This is a genomic window from Pseudoalteromonas sp. DL2-H2.2, assembly GCF_021532535.1.
Taxonomy (GTDB): domain Bacteria; phylum Pseudomonadota; class Gammaproteobacteria; order Enterobacterales; family Alteromonadaceae; genus Pseudoalteromonas; species Pseudoalteromonas rubra_A.
The window spans coordinates 196,677-218,005 of record NZ_JAKGBD010000007.1 but is presented as its reverse complement, the minus strand read 5'-3'; the positions used below and the strand labels follow the sequence as shown (position 1 = coordinate 218,005).

The window sequence follows — 21,329 nt, the reverse complement described above, 5'->3', positions numbered from 1 at the left end:
TGTTGTTATACGCCGCTAGTATAACGTTATTTGTACGGGGATTTCGACTTTTGGCGATAATTGACGGGTTTGGCTATTTACTACACAAAGTTGGCTGGGATACGAGCCCATGCTGGGTTAAAATGGCGGCTTTGACTGTGCCAGAGAAAGACTAACCGGCAATATGAATAAATTTACCGCGCCAGAGCACTGGCATGCAGACCTGTTTACTCAGGCACCCTTCGAGCATCTTGAAGAACTTTTTACACTCAGCCAGCACGCAGACTGGCCCGCTTTTGAATGGCTGAATGCGCAGCAAGACCAGCAGCATAACCGCCAGGTGGTGTTTACGCCCAACAGTGAACTGGAAGGCGAAACCTTGTACTACGAAGAGATTATCGCGCAGACTAATCGCATTCCAACCCGGGAAAATAACTGGCATGACTTCTTTGGGGCTTTGATCTGGTGTCTGTTTCCTCAAACCAAATCTTTGTTAAATCAGCTGCATATGCAGGAAATTGCCGAGCATGGCCTGAAGCAACGTAGTAAAAAGCGCAATGCGCTGACGCTGTTTGATGAGTGTGGCGTGGTGCTGGCGGTGCCTGATATGAGCTGGCAAACCGCGTTAAGAGCACACCAGTGGCAGGAAGTTTTTTATGAATACAGCGCAATGTGGCACCATAACCTGCTGCCATTTGTGTTTGGCCATGCCAACTATGAAATGCTTACTAAGCCGTTTATCGGGCTAACGGGCAAAGTAGTGTGTATTGAGGTTGATGAAGCATTCTATCATCTGCCGCTGGCGCTTCAGTATCGCCATCTCGATAAGCAACTGGCCAACATGATTGAGCAGCAGGGGTTGCTCGATAACAATAAGCAGATGTCGCCTTTGCCTTTGCTGGGAATACCTCAGTGGTATCAGGGGCAACAGGACCTGGCTTTTTACAATGACACCGACTATTTTCGGCCCAAGCGGCACAAAGCGACAAACAAGGACACACAGTGATACAGGTTGAAGGTTTACAAAAACGCTTCAAGCTCAGCAAGGAGCACAGCAAAAACAAAACCAGCCAGGACGCCAGAGAGCGGGATGGCTATTTTCATTCCGTAGAGTCTGTTTCGTTTCAGTGCCAGCAAGCTGAAGTGCTTGGGCTACTTGGCCCAAATGGCGCGGGCAAGACCACCACATTAAGAATGCTGTCCACGGCGCTTACGCCAGATAGCGGCGCAATTCTGGTCGATGGGCAGGATATTGTTAAAAACCCGCTCTATGGCCGCCGTTGTATCGGCTTTTTGTCGGGGACGACAGGCCTGTACGGGCGACTAACCGCCAAAGAAAATGTCGAATATTTTGCCAGGTTGCATGGCCTCAAAGGCAAAGCACTCAAGGCCCGCTGCGAGCTGTTATTTGAAACTTTGGACATGACCGCGTTTCTCGATAAGCGCTCAGACAGCTTGTCTACCGGTATGAAGCAAAAAACCAATATTGCCAGAGCTGTGGTACATCAGCCTCAGGTGGTTATTCTGGACGAGCCGACCACAGGTTTGGATATTATGACCAAACAGACCGTGCTGACCTTTATCAGGCAGCTTAAAGAGCAGGGGACACCCGTGATCTTCTCTACCCATCATCTGGACGAAGTCGATATGTTGTGCGACAAGGTGTGTGTAATTGACAAAGGAATAAGCTGCTTTGAAGGCGACTTGGACGCTTTTCGTACGCTGGGGCGCAATAATGAGCTCAACCAGGCATTTATGACTATCATTCGGGAGGCACAAGATGTTTGAAGTCATGTTAAAGGAGCTTAGGGAGTTGCTCAGAGACCGTAAAACCTTGTTCTTTGTCATTGCCCTGCCAATTGTTATTTTTCCGGTGTTATTCGCCTTTGTCGCATTTCTCACGTCTAAAGCGGCGCTGGAAGCCGAGCAACAGGTTCATACCTTTTACGTGGTAAACGAAGACTATGCGCGCCCCTTTGCTGATACCTTATTCTATCATCGCAGTTTTAAGCGCTATGACGGCGAAGCCAAACTTGATAGTGTCGAAGCGCTTCGCGATGCAGTAAGGCAAGGCATTATTGATGTGGGTGTTTATATTCCGGCAGAGCCTGATAAGCAGCTGAGTATGGGTAACCAGACGCGGTTTCAGGTGGTCTTTAATGATGCCCAATCCATCAACTATATTTACAGCCGGATCAAGAAAGTAATAGATGAGTACGCGGCCACACTCAGGGAGCAGGCATTGGGCGAGCTTGGTGTGGCTGTGGAAAAACAGGCTGCCATACTTAAACCTGTGGAGATGGAAAAGGTCGATACAGCCGATCAGCGAGAGAACATTGGCGAAAAAATTGGTGCGTTTATTCCGTATATGTTGATCCCGCTGGTGCTGATGGGGGCCAGCTACCCGGCCATTGATCTGGGGGCCGGTGAAAAAGAGCGTGGCACACTCGAAACCTTGTTGCTAACGCCCCTGACCCGCACTCAGCTGGTACTGGGGAAATTTTTCACCATTTTAATCAGTTCCATTGCCTGTGCACTGGTGACCGTATCCAGTATGTCTGTGTGGATCTGGATTGCCAGTGGGTTTGGTGCACTGGATCCTATCCTGAGTGCATTTGCAACGGTGACTCAGTGGGATTTTCTGCTGATTTTTGCTTTGTTGCTGCCGGTCGCTATGATGTTATCATCCCTGGTGCTGGCCATTTCAATTTATGCGCGCAGCTTCAAAGAAGCGCAGAATTACATGGGACCACTCAGCATGTTTGTGTTTGTGCCGATTGTGGTCTCGGTTTTGCCTAACATGACATTGACTGCCAAAACCGCCTGGATCCCCATTACCAATGTGGCACTGGCTATCAAGGAAATTGTCAAAGGGACCGTCGACTATCAGGCCGTCGGCTTGATTTTTCTGGCTTCTACACTTCTTGCCGGCGCCTTGTTGGCGTGTTGTGTCCGCTGGTTTAGCCGCGAAGCGGTGTTGTTCAGATAACGCCAACAGCATGGTTAATCTCACACATTAACCATGCTGGCAATTCAGGCAGCCTTCACGTCCTCAGAAGAAACAGCCTCTGGCTCAACCACCGTCAGGACTTTTTTGATATCTGACCAGTGCAGCAGTTCAATGCGGCCCTGTTCGTTTTCTACCAGGGCAGTGCAGTTTTCTATCCAGTCGCCATCATTACAGTACACAATACCGTCCATCACTGAGATCCTGGGCTGATGTATGTGGCCACAGATAATACCATCAACACCGCGTTTTTTCGCTTCGTGAACCGCGGCTTGCTCAAAGGCATGAATTGCCTCGCGGGCTTTGTGTACGCGGTTTTTGAGCCAGGATGCCAAAGACCAGTAGTGGCCGCCGTATAACCTGCGTACCCGATTGGTCCAGCGGTTGAGGAAGAGTAAAAAATCATACGCCGCATCACCTATGATGCTGATAAGTTTGTTGTAGCGGGTGGCGGAGTCAAAATCGTCACCGTGCAACAGCAAAAACCGCTTACCTGCCGAGGTGGTGTGGATATAGGTTTTATGGACTTCAACATGAAACAGGGTTTTGCCGACATAGTTACGAAACGTTTCGTCATGGTTGCCGGGAATATATATTACCCGAGTACCGTTTTCGGCTTTGCGCTGAATGCACTCCAGCACCTGGTAGTGACTTGGGTGCCAGAAAAACTGACGTTTTAAAGACCAGAGATCAACAATGTCACCGACCAGGTATAAAGTATCGCAGCGGGTGCTGTTGAGAAAATCTAACAGAAATTCGGCTTTACAGTCTTTATAGCCGAGGTGGACATCAGAGATCCAAATCGTCGGATAGTAGGTGTGTGTCATAGCCATGCTCTCGAGCGTAATAAACCCTAAGTTAGAGACGACGGATGACAAAAGCAGGGCAGTTAAGAGAAGCTATTATGACACTGCAAAAGAGTAAGGAGCGCACGGGGGCGCTCCTGTGGGGCTTTACTTGCCCAGCGCTTTGGCGATTTCTGCAACCGCTGAATCAATGTCCAGCATTAGCTTTTCACCGGTATGGCGGTTTTTCAGCTCAACCTGATTGTTATCCAGGTTACGCTCGCCAATGACTAAGGTAAAGGGTACACCAAGCAGCTCCATGTCGTTAAACATGACACCCGGGCGCTCTTTACGATCGTCAAACAGCACTTCTATCCCTGCCGCTTGCAGATCCGTGTAGAACTTCTGTGCAATGTCCGGGATACGGTGAGACTTGTGCATGTTCATTGGTACAATAGCCAGCTCAAATGGGGCAATGGCTTGTGGCCACTTAATGCCGTAGTCATCATTGTTCTGCTCAATTGCAGCGGCAACAATACGAGATACGCCAATGCCGTAACAACCCATGGTCATGACCTGGTTTTTACCGCTTTCGCCAAGTACGCCGGCATTCATTGATTCTGAGTACTTAGTGCCCAGCTGGAAGATGTGACCAACTTCAATACCACGTTTGATCTGAAGTTTGCCCTGGCCACACGGGCTTGGGTCGCCTTCAACCACGTTACGCAGATCTGCAACTGTGTACTCTGTTACATCGCGGTCCCAGTTAATGCCACTGTAGTGAACACCATTTTTATTGGCACCCGCAACGAAGTCTGCCATTACCGCAGCGCTGCGATCAACAATGATTGGCATGTTCAGGCCAACCGGACCCAAAGAGCCAGGCTTTGCACCAATCGCCGCGACTATGTCTTCTTCTTTGGCCATTTCCAGCGGAGCATCAACCAAAGGTAGTTTCTCGGCTTTTAGCTCGTTTAGTTCATGGTCGCCACGTAAGATAAGGGCAACCAGACCACGCTGCTCGTTTTCGTCAGGTGCACCATAGACTATCAGCGTTTTAACGCCACGATGTGGTTTAACACCGTGCTTATCTTTGAGCTCAGCAATGGTGTTGGCTTCTGGTGTGTCAAAGGTGTTAAGTGCTTTAGCTGGCTCCGGGCGAGGCTCAGACGGCGCAACGGCTTCTGCTTTTTCGATGTTAGCTGCGTAGTCACTTTCAGTGCTGAACGCGATGGCATCTTCACCCGATTCGGCCAAAACGTGGAACTCGTGTGACACGCTACCACCAATTGAGCCGGTATCTGCGATAACCGGGCGGTAATCCAGTCCCAGGCGCTCAAAGATATTACAGTAAGCCTGATGCATAGCCTGGTAGGTTTTTTCCAGACAGGCCTCATCCAGGTGGAAAGAATAAGCATCTTTCATGGTGAATTCACGGGCACGCATTACACCAAAACGTGGACGCACTTCATCGCGCACCTTAGTCTGAACCTGATACAAAGTCAGAGGCAATTGCTTGTAACTGCTGACTTCACGGCGTACCAGATCGGTGATCACTTCTTCGTGAGTCGGACCCAGTGCAAACGGACGATTGTGTCTGTCATTAATGCGCAGCAGCTCAGGACCAAATTGCTCCCAACGACCCGATTCCTGCCACAGATCGGCGGGCTGGATAATAGGCATCAGCATTTCAATGGCGCCGGCTTTGTCCATTTCTTCGCGGACAATTTTTTCTACTTTACGCAGCACTTTCAGCCCCGAAGGTAGCCAGGTGTATAAACCTGAGGCCAGTTTGCGGATCATACCCGCGCGTAACATCAGCTGATGGCTGATCACTTCTGCATCTGCAGGCGTCTCTTTTTGAGTCGCTAAAATATATTGACTGGTACGCATACTTGTTCCGTTCGATTGATGATTGTTCAGGCCGTTTGCCCGGGCAACCATACGTTGTTGTAGTATTTTTGTCGGGTTAGTTTAACAGTGCTAAAACCGCTTAAAAAGCTTTATTTACCGCGAACAAGCGACTGTTTAAATGGCTGGAGTATTTTTACTCAATCCGCCCGGATATGAGCGACTTCCAGCACATAATTGTGTTCGCCATCGACTTGCCAGCGAATGTTAAAATCGTACAAGTTCATACCATAACTTTGTGTGCTGGCCTGTTTTTTCTTATAAGCCGGACGCGGGTCTTGTTTAAGCACATTGGTGATAAAGGCTTTTAGCTCCGGATAGCCGTGCTGGGCATTAATAAAAGCCTCAGCCTGCTCACTAAATGCCACTGTCATCGCCGTCTGGGGGCGGGTATCGGCAAAACCGGCAGCAGCATCGCTGAGCGCATCGGAATAGGGCAAATAGGGCTTGATATCCACAATCGGGGTGCCATCGAGCAGGTCAATCCCGGATAACAATAGGGCCAGTTGACCGTTTTTGTATTCGACTCCTTCGAGCTTTACCGCGCTCATGCCGATACCATTGGGCCTAAAGGTTGCACGGGTTGCAAACACGCCCTTGCGCTCGTTACCGCCTAAACGGGGTGGGCGCACTAATGCGGAATAGCCTTTGTCGGCGGTCTCATGGAAGCGAAATAACAGCCAAAGGTGGCTGAATTCCTCGATGCCACGCACAAACTCTTCGCGATTAAACGCATCACAAAATACCAGTTTGGCTCTGGCCTCTGGCACCAGTCGGGGTTGTCTTGGAATGGCAAATTTTTGTTTGTAGGGTGAGTGGATCACCCCTATGGGCTGTATGTCGAAATGCACGCGTTGTTCCGGCAAGTAATTTTGCGCGTATTGTAACGGCGTAATGCCTGCGGAACAAATGCAACTGCAACGTGCTGTAATCAGGTGTAATTCCCCAGACTCAGGTTTGTAGCTAGGATCGGGTTATTACATGATGTATTGGTTTGTAAAATGTTTAGTATCGAAAGTTCACCCAAGGCTGCGCAGCAAGGCGAGATGGTTTCCAATATGATAGAGCCGACCTATAGTCGTCTGGTCAGTCATATTTGTCGCAAGGTCTTTTCCGAGCAATCGCCGGTCATGCCACTAGTGGTTGAGCAATTACGTAAACGGCGTGTTTTCTTGCAGCCGTTGTTTGCCGGTGTTGGAGATGGCACTATTCGCGCCACACAGCTTAATACGGCCTTACAGTGTGAAATTGAGCTGGTTGTCAGCAAGGTCATGTCTCAGTGCGATATGCCGCGTCATGAACTGATTAGGCACACAAATAAAACCCTGTTTGAGCTTGCCAGACAGGCAATCTAGTGATTATCGACGATATCCGGCACAGCGTTGTTGAGCTTTTGCATCAGTTTATCCAGATTCTTAACTACCGGTGTCGCGCATTTATCCAGCTCAAATCTAACCCCTAATAAGCAGTCCTGTTCCGGGCCATCATTGGCTTCAATACGCACTATGGTGCCATACAAAGGTGAAATACTGAGTGCGTGAGGCCCGTCAAAATTGTTAAAGCTGAGGTTAAACTCTGTGATTTTATAGAGTTTCAGGGCATCGACATAATCGGTATAAACCTGCATACCGGTGTGACTGATATTTTGCACTTTGCCCTCAAGCAAAGCATCGGATGCAATGATCCGCATTGCGTGTGAGGGTAGAGCTGAGTGACGCACAGAGTCACGCTTACTTGCCCCATTCCAGGATTTATTAACTGCGGCTTCCAGTTTGTCTGCCCGAAACGGTTTGACTACAAAATGACTGACGCCGTTTTGAATGGCTGTAATCACAAAGTCCCGCTCGCCATTTGAGGTCATCATAATGAAAGGGATGTCTTTGAATCTGGCGCTGTTGCGCACCCGATAGAGCAGCTCCTCGCCATTGAGCTGGGGCATCTGCCAGTCAGAAATAATAATGTCGACCGGTTGTGATTCGAGGATCTGCAGTGCCTGCTTGCCATTGGTGGCCATCAGCACCTGCTCTGACCCCAGACGCGTTTTAATGATGTTGCGCACAACATTGCGCACAGTGGTACAGTCATCGACCACCAAAAACCGGACATTTCTCACTACTACTTGCTCTACATTTGACCACATTTTAAGCCGGCGGCAATCATAGCACAGCTCATACCAGTAGGTAAGAGTTCTATTGGATAATTTTAAACCGTTCCAATTTGGGTGACTTAACCACGGAGTACCGCTGTATATGTGAGTAATTGTTGTGAAAAGGTGCGCAAAGTTACACTTGCTCACAAGGCTCCCACTGAGTTTTGCATTTATTCAGCGCATTATTGAGCCACAGATTTAGGGAGAGTCAGGGGGTTGCTCAACATGGCTATTCACGGCTTTCCCGTATTTTCAATCTCAGCGCAATAACACTTTTAGAGACAAAGGAGCTCATTATGATCGGGATTACTAAACACACGTTAGCGGCTACTATAGGTGGCTTATTTTTGGGTCTGGCAAGCGTGAATAGCTACGCCTCTGAACCCGGGCAAGATGACTGGGAGGTCAAAGTAGGGGCTGGCGTATTGGTGGCTGATCTGCCCTGGCAAGGCGTTGACAACGAATTTGCGTTGATACCTATGGCCGACATTAAAAAAGGCAACTGGTTTTCTAATGAAGACGCGACAATTGGTTATCAGTTTCTGAATATCAAGGATGTTTTTAGTGCCTACGCGGGTCTTGGCTATCGCAATGAGGGCTACGACAGCCTGTTTGGCGATAACAGCTCCAGCAGTAAAGTGTTTGAAGGCTACGATGCCCCGGATGGAGAGCTGGTTTTAAACTATGGGGCCAAATTTTTGTGGTTTGGGCTGTCGGGACATACCGACTTGTCTGATGAATCTGACGCAACCAATTTTACGTTCAGCGCAGAAGTCCCTTTATATGAAAGTGCTAATGGATTTGGTATATCTGCACAGGCGCAGGTACGCTGGCTGGATGCAGATTACGTAAATACCGTCTATGGGATCAGCGGTAAAAATATCAATGCATCAGTTGGGCGAACGGCTTATCAGACCGATGACAATGCATTAAACGTAACCTTTGGTCTAAATGCTTATTATCAGCTGACACCAGAAATCACTTTAATCGGTAGTGTCAGCAGAACGAAGCTGGATGATGAGATCAGCAAAAGCCCACTGGTCGGTGATGACACCATGGATGTTGCCTTTATTGGTGCGCTTTACCAATTTTAATTGTCATACTGTTTTTGCTCATGATCACGCTGGTTCAGTCGTCCTGATCCAGCGTGTTTTGTAATAACGACTCAGTCTGAATCGCGATTTCTTTCATCTTAATGGCATATTGCTCCAGCGCTTTTTGCTCCTGGGTTTTCGCTTCATACTTGGCAACCGGAATAGGGTAGCCGGCTTGGTCCATGGCAATAAAGCTGATGATGCAATGATTGGTTTCGACCATGTGTTGCTTTTGTGGGTCGCCACAACGTACCTGAATAAAAATCTGCATACTGGTTTTGCCGGTATGGGCAATGCGTGCAGAGACTTCAACAATCTGGCCAACCAAAATAGGGCGGTGAAAACGCACGCCCGCGACGGAAACCGTAACACAATAGGCGCCACTCCAGCCCGCGGCACAGGCATAGCCCGCCTGATCTATCCATTTCATCACTACGCCACCGTGCACTTTACCACCAAAGTTCACATCGGTTGGCTCGGCTAAAAAGCGAAACACCACTTCAGATTGCTGCGCCATAGGGCACCTCATATTCCAAAAAACGTTTGCTTAAGTATAGAAAAAAAGGGGCATTTTGCCCCGGCAATTTAGGATAAAAAGCGTTTGTGGCAGGTCTGGGACACCTGCCAGCATAAATTACATGTTGGGATAGTTAGGACCACCTGCGCCTTCTGGCGTCACCCAGGTGATATTCTGACTCGGATCTTTGATGTCACAGGTCTTACAGTGAACACAGTTTTGTCCATTGATCACAAACTGTTTATCACCGTTTTCATCTTCGTTGACCTCATACACACCTGCCGGGCAGTAACGCTGTGCAGGCTCTGCATACTGTTCAAGATTTACCTGAATAGGAATAGAGGCGTCTTTAAGCTGCAAATGACAAGGCTGCTCTTCTTCATGGTTGGTATTGGATAAAAACACCGACGACAGCTTATCAAAACTCAGTTTTCCGTCTGGCTTGGGATAACTAATTTCCTGCGAATCCTTTGCCAGTCGAAGCGAGGCGTGGTCCAGCGTGGTATCTTTGAGTGTAAAAGGCAATGAACCTGAAAACAGGTTTTGGTCAACCATGTTGTAAGCACCGCCTAAGATGCGGCCAAACTTATGCATGGCCGGGCCAAAGTTACGTGACTGATAAAGCTCGTCATATAGCCAGCTGCTTTTGAAGTTATCGGTAAATTCGCTTAAGTCTGCGCGATGTGCTTCCTCACTCAGGGCCGCCACAATGGTATCTGCGGCAATGATGCCCGATTTCATCGCGGTGTGGTTACCTTTGATTTTGGCAAAATTCAGGGTACCTGCGTCACAGCCCACCAGCAGTCCGCCAGGGAAGTGCATTTTAGGTAAGGCATGAAGGCCACCCTTGGCAATCGCACGAGCACCGTACGCAATGCGCTCACCACCTTCCAGCGTGCCTTTAAAGACTTGCTGATGTTTCATACGCTGAAACTCGTCAAACGGGCTCAGATAGGGGTTTTTGTAGTTAAGATCTATGATTAATCCAACTACGACCTGATTATTCTCGGCATGGTACATAAACGAACCACCGTGGGTTTCGTTATCGAGCGGCCAGCCCGTACCATGGACAACTTTACCTTCCTGATGTTTTGCCGGGTCAATTTGCCAGATCTCTTTAAAGCCAATACCGTAGTGCTGAGGGGTTGCATCCTTATCCAGTGCAAACTGGCTGATCAGCTGTTTACCCAGATGGCCACGACAACCCTCGGCAAATACGGTGTACTTGGCTCTCAGTTCCATACCAGGCATGTAACTGTCTTTTGGCTCGCCATCTTTGCCAACACCCATATCACCGGTGATGATGCCTTTCACTTCATCATCTTCGACTATCAGCGAGTGCGCGCTGAATCCGGGGAATACTTCCACACCCAGTTGTTCAGCTTGCTCAGCCAGCCAGCGGCAGACATTGCCCATAGAGACAATGTAGTTGCCGTCGTTTTTAAAGGTTTTCGGCACGGCAAAGTGGGGAATACTGGTTGCCTTGTCCTGATCTTTAAACAGGTAGATTTCGTCCTCGGTCACTTTTGTGGTGACAGGGGCATTTTTTTCAGCCCAATCCGGGATTAATTCGTCCAGCGCTTTAGTTTCAAAGACAGCACCAGACAATATATGTGCTCCGACCTCTGAGCCTTTTTCAACGACACAGATCATCAGTTCTTGTTGTTTTTCCTGTGCCTGTTGTGCAAGTCGGATCGCGCACGATAAGCCCGCAGGGCCCGCGCCAACGATCACAACATCAAATTCCATGGTTTCGCGTTCGACCATTTTTACCTCACATAGATTGACGGTAGTTTAACTAAAACGAGGCTTTAGTTTTGTTAAGGTTAAGCTAAGGTTATTTTAGGTTGACGTTTACGTCAACAGGAAGTAGTCTGGATTCATTAAATTGTTTTGTTGACGTTTACGTCAGCCCTATAGAATAACCAGATGATGGAGTAACCATGAAAGTACTTGTGCCAATCAAACGCGTGATTGACTACAATGTCAAGGCAAGAGTCAAGGCCGACAACAGCGATGTTGATCTGACCAATGTAAAAATGGCAATGAACCCGTTCTGTGAGATAGCGGTAGAAGAAGCAATCCGCCTTAAAGAAGCCGGTACAGCCAGCGAAGTCATTGCTGTGTCGATAGGCGAAAAGGCCTGCCAGGAGCAGCTACGCACCGCACTGGCGTTGGGCGCTGACAAAGCCATTCACATTGAAACTGACGCCAAACTGGAGTCACTTCATGTTGCTAAACTACTGGCAAAGCTGGTAGAGCAAGAAAGCCCTGAGTTGGTTATTCTGGGCAAACAATCTATCGATTCTGACAACAATCAAACTGGTCAGATGTTAGCTGCACTGACTAAACGCCCTCAGGGCACGTTTGCGTCTAAAGTTGAAATTGCAGACGGTAAAGCGGTTGTCACGCGTGAAGTAGACGGTGGTCTGCAAACGGTCGCACTTAACCTGCCTGCGGTTGTAACCACAGATCTGCGTCTGAATGAGCCGCGCTATGCATCTTTGCCCAACATTATGAAAGCCAAACGTAAACCACTTGATGTGATTGCAGCAGATACGCTGGGCGTTGATCTTGCGCCGCGTGTAGAGCTGGTTTGTGTGGCAGAGCCTGCCAAACGGGAAGCGGGTATCGTTGTTGAAAGTGTAGAAGAACTGGTTAATAAACTAAAAACTGAAGCTAAGGTGATCTCATGAGCGTACTAGTCATTGCTGAACACGAAAATGGTGTATTAAAGCCAGAAACGGCAAAAGTGGTTCATGCGGCGAGCAAGCTTGGCGCAGAGATCCATGTTCTGGTCGCGGGTCATAACGTTGGATCGGTGGCAGAGGCAGCGGCGCAAATCTCAGGTGTAACGGCGGTTAAGCTGGCTGACGACGGCGTGTTTGATCATCAGTTGGCCGAAAGCACAGCGGACTTGGTTATCACACTTGCACAAGGCTATAGCCATATTCTGGCTGCGGCATCGACCACAGGTAAAAATATCATGCCTCGCGTTGCGGCATTGCTGGATAAATCACAAATCTCTGAAATTGTAGATGTGGTAGATGCAGATACCTTTATGCGTCCTATCTATGCTGGTAACGCCATTGCTACGGTTAAATCATTAGAAGCACAAAAAGTTATCACTGTGCGTGCCAGTGCATTTGACGCGGCCGGTGAGCAAGCACCTGTTGCCGTCGAAACACTGACTGCGTCAGTAGAAAACACCAGCAGCAGCTTTGTCGGTGTTGAGCAAACTGAGTCTGAGCGCCCTGAACTAACGGCGGCACCTGTGGTTATTTCTGGTGGTCGCGGCATGCAAAACGGGGAGAACTTCTCACTGCTGGAAGGCATTGCAGACAAACTAGGGGCGGCCATTGGTGCGTCACGTGCTGCGGTTGACGCAGGCTTTGTACCAAATGATATGCAGGTCGGTCAGACGGGTAAAATCGTAGCGCCAGACCTATACATTGCCGTTGGTATTAGCGGTGCGATTCAGCATCTGGCAGGTATGAAAGATTCTAAAGTCATCGTTGCTATCAACAAAGATCCGGAAGCGCCTATTTTCCAGGTGGCTGATTACGGTCTGGTGGCTGATTTGTTCGACGTATTACCTCAGCTCGAACAAGCCCTGTAACAACAAATTCTGGTTGTTAAAGCCGTGAGCACGCCAGTGCCGCGGCTTTTTTCGTTTAACCAGCGTGTCATTATGACGCCAATTTTATGATTTTTAGCTTGCTCCCCATTTCTGTCTGTTAGTTCATAACCAAAAAGTACAGCCTTAATCAGCTGCCTTTCTTAGGCGGGGTCAAAACAGCTCATATAATTGTACTCCTGAGCGTATGTAGCGCTTTTTTCTCTTCAAATCCCATAGGTTACTGCTATAGAAGGGGGCATTTTGGCTCACCCAGCGTGAAAACGGCTTGGTTTCAAGGGGGTTAAGCCCTGTACCGACGCTAGCTGCAATAATTTGGTCATTGAGCACGGTTAAGGTCTTTGCGGATTTTATAAACGACTCTTTCTGTGCGAGAAAAATATGAAAAATACTCTACCTTCCGTGATATCCAAAGCCTGCGTTGGCGTTGCTATGGCACTTGGCGTGTTAAGTGCGCCTGCGTTTGCCAATACCTTGCAAGGTGAACTGACCGATCAGCAAAACAAAGCCCGTTTTGAAGGCGCCAAAGTTACCATCAAGGAGTTGGGCCGCGAAGTCAGCTCTGAGCGAAATGGTGAATTCAGATTCATCAATCTACCGGCTGGCACCTATACGCTGGAAGTGCGTTACATTGGTGCGCAATCTGTTACCCAGCAAGTTGTGATTAAAGACAACCAGGTGACTCAAACACGAGTTCAGCTCAGTGCTTATCAGGGGGAAATGGACAACATCATAGTCAAAGGGCAGCGTGCCGGGCAGGCAGGTGCCCTGAACAGACAAAAAAATGCCGATGGCATTAAATCTGTGGTCAGCGCAGACAGCATTGGTCAGTTACCGGATCAAAATGCTGCTGAAGCGCTGCAACGTTTACCGGGTTTGTTTATCGAACGTGACCAGGGTGAAGGCCGCTTTGTGGGCATTCGGGGCATAGATCCGAACCTTAACAATGTGACTATTAACGGTGCTGCCGTGCCGTCTCCAGAAGGCGGTGTACGCAGTGTGGCGATGGATGTACTGCCGAGTGAAATTATCCAGAGCCTGGAAGTCAGCAAAACGGTCACGCCGGATATGGATGCCAATGCCATTGGCGGCAGCATCGAAGTGAAAAGCTTAAGTGCCTTTGACCGCGAAGGGGAGAGCTACAGCTTTACGGTGCAGGGAGCCTACAATGAGCAGGTCGAGAAGAGCAGCCCGAAACTGTCGGCAAGTTACAGTGATATTTACGAGATCAGCAGCCAGACACAGCTGGGTGTTGCAACCGCGGTTTCCTGGTTCGAGCGCAAGTTTGGCTCACATAATATGGAAACCGATGGTGGCTGGATGGCGCTTGAAATGGACGATGTCAATACAGGTGAGGAAGTGGCATTTTTTGGTGCTGAGGAAATTGAGCAGCGTCACTATAGCATTACCCGAGAGCGACTGGGTGCGGCATTAAACTTAGATCTGCATCAGGGGTTGTTCAACAAATATTACCTCAGAACTATGTACAGTGAGTTCTCAGACGATGAGTTTCGCCTGCGTAATGAGTACAAATTTGATAAAGGCGAGTATCTGAGCGAGCAATCGGGCGATACCATGGCCTATTTTAGCGGCGCAGAAATGGACCGGGACACCAAAGACCGCTACGAAGAGCAAAGTATTTTGTCTGTGGTGGCTGGCGGTGAGCATCTGATCAGCGACTGGTTTATTGAATACAGTTTGGTGTACTCAAAATCAGATGAGCGAGAGCCGGAGCGCCTGGATATTGCCTTTGCCGGGGAAGACTTGATGCTGGGATATGCGAACCTGGGCGATACTCCGGTACTGTCTCGTAGTGCGGCCGCGCATCAGTTAAGTGGTTTTGAACTGGATGAAATTGTTTACGAAAACAATCTCAGCGAAGACGAGGCAACCAGCTTTAAGCTGGATCTGAGCAAAGATCTGTTGATCGCGGGGCATAATGCGGAACTGAAGTTTGGTGCTAAGTACCGCGACCGCGAGAAGTTTAATTTAGTTAATGCTGTGGTGTATGACGGCGGGTTTGATGATGTTAGGGCAGAGCAGTTTAAAACGGCTGCACCAGAATACGATCCGGGTGATTTTGGTCCGGGTTTGTCGCAGCACGGGCTGCAAGCCTATTTTGCACAAAACCAGGGCAGCTTTGAGCGTAACGAACAGGAAACCAGCATCGAGTCAAAGGGGCGCAGTTACCGCTCTGATGAAACGGTCAGTGCTCTGTATGCAATGATCAACATTGATTTTGGCAAACTCAATCTCATCACGGGTGTGCGATACGAGGACACAGACTACACCACCAGAGGCTATCGGGTGGCACTCGAAAAAGACAACCTGACAGACAGTGAGCAAGTTAACATTACACCTTGGGAGGTGGATAAATCCTATGACCATTTATTGCCAAACCTGACCTTGCGTTACGAGCTGGCAGACGACCTGATCTCCCGCTTTGCTTATACCCAAACACTTGCTCGTCCAGGCTTTGAAGAGGCGGCTGCTTATCAGCTGCTGGAAAGTGAAACGGATGAAGACGATGGCAAGGTCGTGACCGAACGCGAAGGCGAGGTTGGTAACCCTGACCTGGACCCTTATGAGTCGCAAAACCTGGACCTGTCGATAGAGTACTACACCGGGAACATTGGCGTTATGTCTGCGGGTTTGTTCCACAAGCAAATCGACAACTTTATCACTGAGCAGGAAGTACAAGGGAAACCTCAGTGGGCGGGTTATAAAAAAGTCATGCAATACGTCAACGGTGGTGAAGCAGACCTGACGGGGATTGAACTGGCATACAGTAAAAACTTCAAAAATGGCCTGATGTTTTCGGCAAACACCACCTTGATAGATGCTGATGACAAGTTGACCCGTCAATCCGATACCGTGGCAAACCTGATGTTTGGCTATGAAGACAACACACTTAGTGCTCGTATTAGCGGTAACTACAAAAGTAAGGCTTACCTGAGCACAGAAAATGAGGCACGTGTTTATCAGGACGACCACATGCAGTTAGATTTGAGCGTGAAATACTACTTTACCGAGCAAATGCAGCTGTATTTCAATGCCATTAACCTGACCGATGAACCGCTTTATATTTATCACGGTGAGCAAAAATATAACTTCCAGTATGAGCAATACGGCCGCTCGTTTGAGCTGGGCTTTACTTATACCTCCTTTTAAACTTGGCCGGAGTGTGCCGGGGTAACCCGGCACTGCGTATACCCTATGACTTTAAAACCACTTGTTTTTTGCTGCCTGAGCGTGCTTTGCGGCTCAGCGATGTCGGCAGATACTATCTCTTTCCTGGCCTTTGGCGATGGCGGCTATCATCCCGATTATCCAAAACTCAAACATATCCACAAGCCCAAAAATAAGGCGCAGTTTATTGCCGCTGAAAAAGCCGACTGGTTGCAAGAGCACCGTCCGCTTGATGAGTTTAATCATGCACCGATCTACGTTTATCCCGATACTGACATTGCCACAGAGCAGACCGGAGCGATTGCCACGGGTAGGGCTATGGCAACCTTGTGTCAGCAAAAGCGCTGTGACTTTGCCATTCAGCTGGGTGATAACATCTATCCTGACGGGGCAGGCGCCAACGATGGTAAAGACGATCAACAACGTATGAATGATTTGATCTTAAAACCACTTCAGCCCTTATTTGCCCAACAGCCTGATCTGGTTGTGTATTCTGCGCTGGGCAACCACGACTGGAAAACCTCGCGCAAAGGGGTCAAGTTACAAACTGAATGGATGGCAAAGCAGCCAAACTTTACCATGTCGCCCCAGGGCTACTACAGCTACACAATTGGCGAGCCGGGCAATGATGTTGAGCTGTTCGTACTGGATACCAATATGCTGCTTTCAGGTCAGCACTACTATGAGGTGCCATTGCGGCCCGATGGCAGCGAGCAGGGGTTGGCCAGTGCACTGGCATCCGGCCAGGCTGAGGTAGAAGACATTGAGCGTCATGAAGTGCCCGTTAACGGAGAGGATCATCGTCAGCTGGCATGGTTGGCCAACGGGTTGAAAAATTCCAAAGCAAAATGGAAACTGGTGTACGGACACCATATATTGTGGTCAATTGGCGGCACCAAATATGACGAAGGCCATGTGTTGCGGCGGCTTATTTTACCTGAGCTGTGCCAGTATGCTGATGCATACATTGCCGGACATGAACATGATTTGGAATTGCTGACGGATGATTGCAGCCGCGTCATGCCGGGTAACACCAAACCTAAGCTTCCGCTGATCATCAGCGGCGCGGCTGCAAAAATGCGTGGCACCCATACGCCCTTTGCCCAGCAGCAGGAAAAGCGCTATCCGGAATACGATCTGGTGTGGTCGAAAAGTTTTATCTGGGGCTTTGCGCACATTGAATTAGATAACCAGCATGACAAGTTGAATGTGTCTTTTTATACCACGCCACATGATCGCAGTGGCCGGTTAGAAGCAGAGCCATCATTTAGCTTCGCCAGGCGCAGTAACTAAAAGGAGTTCAAAAAAAGCACTGCGTTTGGGCTGGTAGTCACCCTAATGCAGTGCTTTTTTAGTCTGAACAAAAGTTCATGGCAGTGCGTATTTTGCACTATAGTTATACTCACACACAGATAGCGTATATGCCTGATATAACCCTAGTTCGGGTTGCATATCTAAGATTAAATAAGAGTCGAGTTGCCAATGAATACTCATGATCCGTCAATGGAAGAAACCTTGTTTTTCGGTCAGCTAATGGAGAACTCCTCTCCAATTGAATTACTCAAACAAATCCTGATGAATTCTCAGCATGCCATTGTGGTAACCGATGCGGATCGTAACCATGGTTACCGTATTGTGTACGCAAACCAGGTATTCTGTCGTCATACTGGCTACGAACTTGCTGAGTTGGTGGGGCAGTCGACGTCAATATTACAAGGGCCAAAGAGCAACCGCAGGGTACTGGCCCGTCTCAGCCCGGCGCTGGAAAAAAATGGCTATTTTTATGGCTCGTCGGTGAATTACCGTAAAGACGGTTCCATGTATCCGGTAGAATGGAACATCTCGGCGATCACCAACGACGCCGGTGAGGTCACTCATTATATTTCACTACAGAAAGACTTGACCAACATGCGTCGTCTGGTCAGGCAAATTCGCGACTCTACCGAAGTGTTCAAACAGTTTTATCTGGATTCTTTGGGCAAAGGAAGTCGCTTTGGCAGCGGTTCTGATTCGGTGCTCAAGGCACTAAAAAGAAGTGCTAAATTGCTCAATGGCAGATTGAAACTGAAAGACAATGTTGAGCTATTCCAGGATGCCTTTCCTTATCAGGAGCCGGAAGAAGACAAATTTGACGAACTGTTTTTTGACCTGGATGAAGCGTCCGCAGGTGAGGCCGACCAACGTCTTAATAAACAGGCGCTGAGTGCAGAGGAATTTTGGTTAGACAGTCCGATTGAAGAAGACGATGTTGAATCAATCGTTGGAGCACTGAGTGAGCTGGAATCTGAAACGGGCCTCATAGAGCTCAATGGGTATTCTGAGGCGCGATTTAAAAATGTTGCCAGGTTATATAAAGAGCTCGCCAACACGCTCTATTTTTGTATTGAATTCAACGATGGCGCCTTGATGATAGATGAAGTCGCCGAACGCCTTGACGCTCAGGCTACCAACTCTTCGTTTCCAATCGAATTTTTGCTGATGTTTAACAAAGACATCAGTAGCTGGCTGCATGAGGTTTTTGTAGAGAAGCAAGCCGGAAACGTCTTTGCGGGTGAAAGTAATGCCATTATGGCAGGGGAGCAGCTGCTGTCTTTAATTGGCAAAGAATAGGCGATTAATCAGCTCCCTGGCTAATACTTTACCACAAGCCTATGTCGCAGCGAGGGTTCAAAGGTTAGCCATAGAACATCAACTATCTCCACTGTGAAAGGCGTTTAGAGATATTTAAGCGCCTTATCACATCAATAAAATTTATCCTGCAAATTGTGTCCATCATTGCGCGTTAAAACAGAACGCTCGCTACTCATCCAATTGAATTGGCAAGTTTTTACGAAAGCTGTGGCACAGAGCAGCAAAAGAGAGCGGCTAATTTAGCACACAAATTAACCGCCCATCACTTGCCATTATGGAAAGTCACTGTTAGTCTTTAGTTTCCACAATGGAAAGTAAAGGAATGACAATGAATAAAGACACTAAAGCAGATGTGGATGCGGCACGGGCTGCCTTGGCGCTGTCGGGCAAGGCGAAACGACAGGCACTTGTTTTACTCAGGCCACCCGTTTGGCTGAATGGAATAATAAGCTTACTGGCCGCAGCCGCCACCATTACCAGTGCACAGGCCAGTCAGAGCAGTCTTTGGACTTTCTTTGCGCTAAGTACTTCATCCGCCTTGATAGCGCTAGTCGTGGGCTTGTCCTTTTATCTCAAGCTTTCGGGTGTTAGCGTAAAAAGCCCGCTTGGCAATAACTCTAAAAGCACCGCCCGTAACCTTGCACTGGCTCTGCTTAGCGCATTTATCGTCCTGTTGGGGTACCATCTTACACAGCAAGAGAGCTGGCAATTTGCTTATCTGGCAGGCTTACTGATTGGGATTTTGTGTAGTGTAGGGTTACACAAGTTACCTGCAGGCGAGTGGATATCACAGGACACAAATAATGGCTAAAGCGTGTTTTGATCCGCTGATCCATGCCCATAACCGGTTACAGATCTGCGCCTTGCTTGAAAGCGTCGCAGAAATGGAGTTTTCTGTTGTAAAAGCACAGCTTTCGGTCAGTGATTCGGTGCTATCTAAGCATGTCAAAGCGCTGGAGCAGGCCGGCTATATCACGCTGAGCAAACGTACCAGTCTGGCTCGCCAGCGTACCTGGTTGTCTCTAACCCGTGATGGAGAACTTGCTTATCTGGGTCATGTTGCGGCGCTGCGGGAGATTGTTGGTCTTTAAAAGCACCCAGTAGCTAAGCGTTGAGTTAGTCGGTTAATATCAACCAGGTGACAGGTTCAACTGCATTGTTGTTGAGCCTGAAAAACCGAGCAACCAGTTTAAATAAGGAAAATGCTCTGTTTTAACCGCGACAAACCCTTTAGCTTCATAGAGTTTTCTTGCTCTGGCATTGCGGTCTATGACATCCAGGCGCACTGACGAATACTTGTGTCTCTGGGCATGAGTAACAATACAGTCCAATAGCTGAGCACCTATTCCCTGGCCACGATAGGCCTCCTGAACGGCGATCCCGTCCATAACCAGTTCATTCAAATCGGGCTGGCGTTCATACAGGCTCAGCAGCAAGCCAGCACGTATACCACCCGGTAGACCCAAATGTTTAATTAACCCGATAATACCCAGGCCGCCTGTTAGCGCACCATGGCCATCACTAAATCCCGCGATCCCAATCGGCGTGTCATTATGCAGTGCGACGAACGAGTACTTGGGTATAAAACAATTCTGCAGAACGGCAAGTCGCTTTGCTTTGTCGGGTATGGCATGAGAAAACTTACTACCAAATGCTTGGTCGTAGAGTTTAGCAATTGACTGAGCGTGTTTGATATCCCATCCTCGTTCAAATTTGACTGTCACGAGGTTACTCCCTTACATGTGAATTAGCTGATACAGACAATGAGGCAGCAGATTGGCTTGTTCGCAAGACCAAAATGAGGGAGCTGAAGACTCGCTGAGTTCACACTCGTTGAGTTCACACTCGCTGAGTTTACACTCCCTTGGTTAAAAACTCGGCTTATAGTTTTTCCAGGACCACTTCTGCTTTGCTGACCTCAAAGGTTTTAGGCGCTTCAACCAGCAGGGTTGTTACAACACCATTGTCAACTATCATGGCATAGCGCTGTGAGCGGATCCCACCGAATCCTTCTGTGTCCATTTCCAACCCAAGGGCTTTGGTAAAACTGGCGTCGCCATCACCCAGCATCATTATTTCGCTGGCATTGTGTGCCTCTCCCCAGGCTTTCATCACGAAAGCATCATTCACAGACACACACGCGATGATATCCACGCCTTTGGCCTTGATTTTATCGGCAAGTGTTACGAAGCCCGGTAAATGAGCCGCAGAGCAGGTCGGTGTGAAAGCACCAGGGACCGCAAAAAGTACGACTTTCTTATCTGCGAACAGGCTGTCGCTTTGGTGTGTCACCATGCCATCTGCTGTCAGCTCACTCAATGTCGCTTGGGGTAAGGCTTGTCCTTGTTCAATCATGATTTTCCTCAATTGGATGTTAAGAGATTTACCCTATTTTAGACATAAAATCTCAGTTTAAACACAGACAAAACG

At 48.5% G+C, this 21,329-nt stretch carries 20 protein-coding genes; 12 read left to right on the top strand and 8 right to left on the bottom strand.

Annotated features, from left to right (window positions below):
* Positions 1–163 precede the first annotated feature (163 nt).
* From L1285_RS14050 to L1285_RS14040, 3 genes are read left to right on the top strand one after another with little or no spacing between them, the layout of a single operon-like run.
* Positions 164–985, top strand: a complete 822-nt coding sequence (locus L1285_RS14050) for a DUF3025 domain-containing protein (RefSeq protein WP_235412840.1) — start codon at positions 164–166, stop codon at positions 983–985.
* Positions 982–1,767, top strand: coding sequence for an ATP-binding cassette domain-containing protein (locus L1285_RS14045; RefSeq protein WP_235412839.1), 786 nt, complete (start codon positions 982–984; stop codon positions 1,765–1,767). Before L1285_RS14050 ends, L1285_RS14045 begins: the two co-directional genes overlap by 4 nt.
* Entirely contained in the window at positions 1,760–2,968 is a 1,209-nt protein-coding gene (locus L1285_RS14040) for an ABC transporter permease (RefSeq protein ID WP_235412838.1), read from the top strand. Before L1285_RS14045 ends, L1285_RS14040 begins: the two co-directional genes overlap by 8 nt.
* 44 nt (positions 2,969–3,012) lie before the next feature.
* Here the strand turns inward: L1285_RS14040 and L1285_RS14035 are convergent, their stop codons facing one another.
* The 3 genes from L1285_RS14035 to tsaA all read right to left on the bottom strand — a co-directional run bounded on the left by L1285_RS14035 (position 3,013) and on the right by tsaA (position 6,533).
* On the bottom strand, positions 3,013–3,813 hold the full coding sequence (locus tag L1285_RS14035) for a UDP-2,3-diacylglucosamine diphosphatase (RefSeq protein WP_046004480.1): 801 nt from the start codon (positions 3,811–3,813) through the stop codon (positions 3,013–3,015).
* A 126-nt stretch (positions 3,814–3,939) separates the two neighbouring features.
* Positions 3,940–5,664 carry a proline--tRNA ligase gene (locus L1285_RS14030; protein ID WP_235412837.1) on the bottom strand — a complete coding sequence of 575 codons (1,725 nt, stop codon included), beginning with the start codon at positions 5,662–5,664 and terminating at the stop codon, positions 3,940–3,942.
* Positions 5,665–5,822: 158 nt separating this feature from the next.
* Positions 5,823–6,533, bottom strand: a complete 711-nt coding sequence (tsaA, locus tag L1285_RS14025) for a tRNA (N6-threonylcarbamoyladenosine(37)-N6)-methyltransferase TrmO (protein ID WP_235412836.1) — start codon at positions 6,531–6,533, stop codon at positions 5,823–5,825.
* 150 nt (positions 6,534–6,683) lie between these two features.
* On the opposite strand from tsaA, the gene L1285_RS14020 reads away from it, so the two are divergent.
* The gene (locus L1285_RS14020; protein ID WP_235412835.1) at positions 6,684–7,037 is read left to right on the top strand and encodes a hypothetical protein; all 354 of its coding nucleotides are present in this window, start codon (positions 6,684–6,686) and stop codon (positions 7,035–7,037) included.
* Here the strand turns inward: L1285_RS14020 and L1285_RS14015 are convergent.
* Positions 7,034–7,822, bottom strand: a complete 789-nt coding sequence (locus tag L1285_RS14015; protein WP_235412834.1) for a response regulator — start codon at positions 7,820–7,822, stop codon at positions 7,034–7,036. The two genes, L1285_RS14020 and L1285_RS14015, sit on opposite strands and share 4 nt — an antisense overlap.
* Before the next feature lie 305 nt (positions 7,823–8,127).
* On the opposite strand from L1285_RS14015, the gene L1285_RS14010 reads away from it, so the two are divergent.
* Positions 8,128–8,925 (top strand): MipA/OmpV family protein, encoded by a 798-nt coding sequence (locus L1285_RS14010; RefSeq protein ID WP_235412833.1) that lies wholly within the window; start codon positions 8,128–8,130, stop codon positions 8,923–8,925.
* A gap of 34 nt (positions 8,926–8,959) precedes the next feature.
* Here L1285_RS14010 and L1285_RS14005 read toward each other — a convergent pair whose 3' ends face one another.
* Positions 8,960–9,442, bottom strand: a complete 483-nt coding sequence (locus L1285_RS14005) for an acyl-CoA thioesterase (protein WP_125779823.1) — start codon at positions 9,440–9,442, stop codon at positions 8,960–8,962.
* A 117-nt stretch (positions 9,443–9,559) separates the two neighbouring features.
* Complete coding sequence (locus L1285_RS14000; RefSeq protein ID WP_235412832.1) at positions 9,560–11,209, bottom strand: electron transfer flavoprotein-ubiquinone oxidoreductase; 1,650 nt, start codon at positions 11,207–11,209, stop codon at positions 9,560–9,562.
* A gap of 176 nt (positions 11,210–11,385) precedes the next feature.
* Between L1285_RS14000 and L1285_RS13995 the strand changes: the two genes are divergently transcribed.
* From L1285_RS13995 to L1285_RS13965, 7 genes are all read left to right on the top strand, one after another.
* Positions 11,386–12,138: an electron transfer flavoprotein subunit beta/FixA family protein gene (locus tag L1285_RS13995; RefSeq protein ID WP_235412831.1), complete on the top strand. Its 753-nt coding sequence runs from the start codon at positions 11,386–11,388 to the stop codon at positions 12,136–12,138.
* Positions 12,135–13,061 carry an electron transfer flavoprotein subunit alpha/FixB family protein gene (locus L1285_RS13990; RefSeq protein WP_235412830.1) on the top strand — a complete coding sequence of 309 codons (927 nt, stop codon included), beginning with the start codon at positions 12,135–12,137 and terminating at the stop codon, positions 13,059–13,061. The genes L1285_RS13995 and L1285_RS13990 overlap by 4 nt, the downstream gene beginning before the upstream one ends.
* A gap of 399 nt (positions 13,062–13,460) precedes the next feature.
* Complete coding sequence (locus tag L1285_RS13985; RefSeq protein ID WP_235412829.1) at positions 13,461–16,250, top strand: TonB-dependent receptor; 2,790 nt, start codon at positions 13,461–13,463, stop codon at positions 16,248–16,250.
* A gap of 99 nt (positions 16,251–16,349) precedes the next feature.
* On the top strand, positions 16,350–17,561 hold the full coding sequence (locus L1285_RS13980) for a metallophosphoesterase (RefSeq protein ID WP_235412828.1): 1,212 nt from the start codon (positions 16,350–16,352) through the stop codon (positions 17,559–17,561).
* Positions 17,562–17,750: 189 nt separating this feature from the next.
* On the top strand, positions 17,751–18,878 hold the full coding sequence (locus L1285_RS13975) for a PAS domain-containing protein (RefSeq protein WP_235412827.1): 1,128 nt from the start codon (positions 17,751–17,753) through the stop codon (positions 18,876–18,878).
* Between the two features lie 349 nt (positions 18,879–19,227).
* Positions 19,228–19,710 carry a hypothetical protein gene (locus L1285_RS13970; protein ID WP_235412826.1) on the top strand — a complete coding sequence of 161 codons (483 nt, stop codon included), beginning with the start codon at positions 19,228–19,230 and terminating at the stop codon, positions 19,708–19,710.
* A complete protein-coding gene (locus tag L1285_RS13965; protein WP_046004466.1) occupies positions 19,703–19,990 on the top strand; it encodes a transcriptional regulator in 288 nt (95 codons plus the stop codon). Before L1285_RS13970 ends, L1285_RS13965 begins: the two co-directional genes overlap by 8 nt.
* A gap of 39 nt (positions 19,991–20,029) precedes the next feature.
* Here L1285_RS13965 and L1285_RS13960 read toward each other — a convergent pair whose 3' ends face one another.
* Positions 20,030–20,623 (bottom strand): GNAT family N-acetyltransferase, encoded by a 594-nt coding sequence (locus L1285_RS13960; protein WP_235412825.1) that lies wholly within the window; start codon positions 20,621–20,623, stop codon positions 20,030–20,032.
* Between the two features lie 157 nt (positions 20,624–20,780).
* Positions 20,781–21,254, bottom strand: coding sequence for a peroxiredoxin (locus tag L1285_RS13955; protein WP_235412824.1), 474 nt, complete (start codon positions 21,252–21,254; stop codon positions 20,781–20,783).
* Between the last annotated feature and the right edge of the window lie 75 nt (positions 21,255–21,329).